The organism is Enterovibrio sp. FF113 (assembly GCF_041439165.1).
In the GTDB taxonomy this organism is placed as follows: domain Bacteria; phylum Pseudomonadota; class Gammaproteobacteria; order Enterobacterales; family Vibrionaceae; genus Enterovibrio; species Enterovibrio norvegicus_A.
This window is the reverse complement of record NZ_JBGONO010000050.1, coordinates 1-1,682: the sequence shown is the minus strand read 5'-3', so window position 1 is coordinate 1,682 and position 1,682 is coordinate 1. Positions and strand designations below refer to the sequence as shown.

The window sequence follows — 1,682 nt, the reverse complement described above, 5'->3', positions numbered from 1 at the left end:
ACTAGACACTATTCCGTTAACCCAGGCTGGCACTATTCAAGAAGAAGGCTAAACAATTGTTTTCCAGTTATCTTCAGGCTCAGGCTAGGTGTAAGCAACTTTGTTGTTCGTTGTAATGCGCAACAATGGGGCGGCTAATCAAGGCAAAGGGCTTGGACAACGATGGACACAGCAGACTCTCGCGGGTTTTTACCCAATAAACGCAGTCAGCAAGGTGTTCTTCCTCAGCACCAGTTAGACGTTCAGCTCACCCCATTGTGCGACTTATTGGGGTAAAAATCGGTGTTCATCAAACACGGTATTGTTCCTCAACATAAAGTAAACGCAGCGACCCAGCTTGTGTGCCAAGGCAGACAGCGCTTTTGCCTTGCTCATGCGCTTTTGCAGTCGCGCGAGGTATTTCTGGGCTTTTTCATTCCCTCGTAAATAGAGTACAGCTGCTTCAGAGAAGGCCCATTTTAGGTGGGCATTGCCAATTTTGTTCCCGCTGGTGCCATATTGTTTTCCCGCCGACTCGGCTTTGCACTTCACCAAGCGGGAGTAAGAGGCAAAGTGTTGAACGGAAGGAAAACGTTGAATATTCCCAATCTCATACAAAATGGTCAGAGCAAGAATACGGCCAATGCCGGGCACAGTTTGAAGCAGTATGTAGTCTTTAGGATTGTGTTGCTTGGCGTTTTTCTCGATGAAGCATTCCACATGGGTGAGTTCTTTGGTGTAGAAGCCAATCATATTGAGGTCGATATCGATGTTGCGGTTAATCGCTGGCTCATTGAAGCGGTTGCGCACGTCTTCTCTGGAAGAGGGATAACGGAGGGCGAGATTGGGTGATGGCACATTGTATTGAGTAAAGGTGTTGGACACATGTGCTTTAAGGTGCGCGCCGTGGCGCACGAGTTTGGTTCGTCGGCGGAGTAAATCACGCGTGGCGCGCATGGCTTTCGGGTAAACGTAGGCCAGCGGGAAATTACCGCCGCGGATCAGAGATGCGATTTTAAATGAATCAATACGATCATTTTTGGTTTTGCCCCCATGAATGGCTTTCATGTATAAGGCATGGCCGAGGACAAAATCAAAGGCGTAGTCGAGGCAAAGGTCACTGACCCAATACCAGCAATGCATGCATTCGACGCCCACGACGATTTCATCTTGGAATGGCGCGAGTATTTCCAGCAATGCGTCAGGGTCAGCGCCAATTTTCTTGTGAAGGACTTTATTGCCTGTTGCGTCGAGAATACAGACATAAAGAATGCGCGCATGCAGATCGATGCCGCAGTAATAGTTATGCTGTTGGTTATAAAATCTCATTGAGTCTTCTCCGTTTTGGTTTCGTCGCCTTCCAGCTTAGCCTGAGGGTTAAGCTGGAGGAGAAGGCTCAATGAGTATCAAAACAATCAACGGGACGCTTTGTCACTGCGGACGGTTGTCTAACCTGTTGTGAATAAGCGGTTTTAAGCGGTTTTAAGCAGTTTTGGGCGGTTTGGTAAGCGCCCGTTATTGCGACGCTGAAGGATCCCCTCATAATTCGCCCAACCCTGATGAATGAGTCAGCCTCTGATATTCGAGCATAGCCCATTGATATTGCTGTTCATTGATGCAATACCGTCGATGCTTTCTTACCTCTCGTCCCAAGCGTGGAATAGAGAGAACACGCCGATGCTTAATGGTGTTGGCTTGAAAGT

Annotated in this window: 1 protein-coding gene and 1 pseudogene; both read right to left on the bottom strand. The window is 48.2% G+C overall.

What is annotated here, in order from left to right; all coding sequences use genetic code 11:
* Positions 1-264 precede the first annotated feature (264 nt).
* Positions 265-1,308 (bottom strand): IS110 family transposase, encoded by a 1,044-nt coding sequence (locus ACED36_RS22040; protein ID WP_017007167.1) that lies wholly within the window; start codon positions 1,306-1,308, stop codon positions 265-267.
* Between the two features lie 210 nt (positions 1,309-1,518).
* Positions 1,519-1,682, bottom strand: a pseudogene (locus tag ACED36_RS22035) (transposase); the annotation flags it as partial.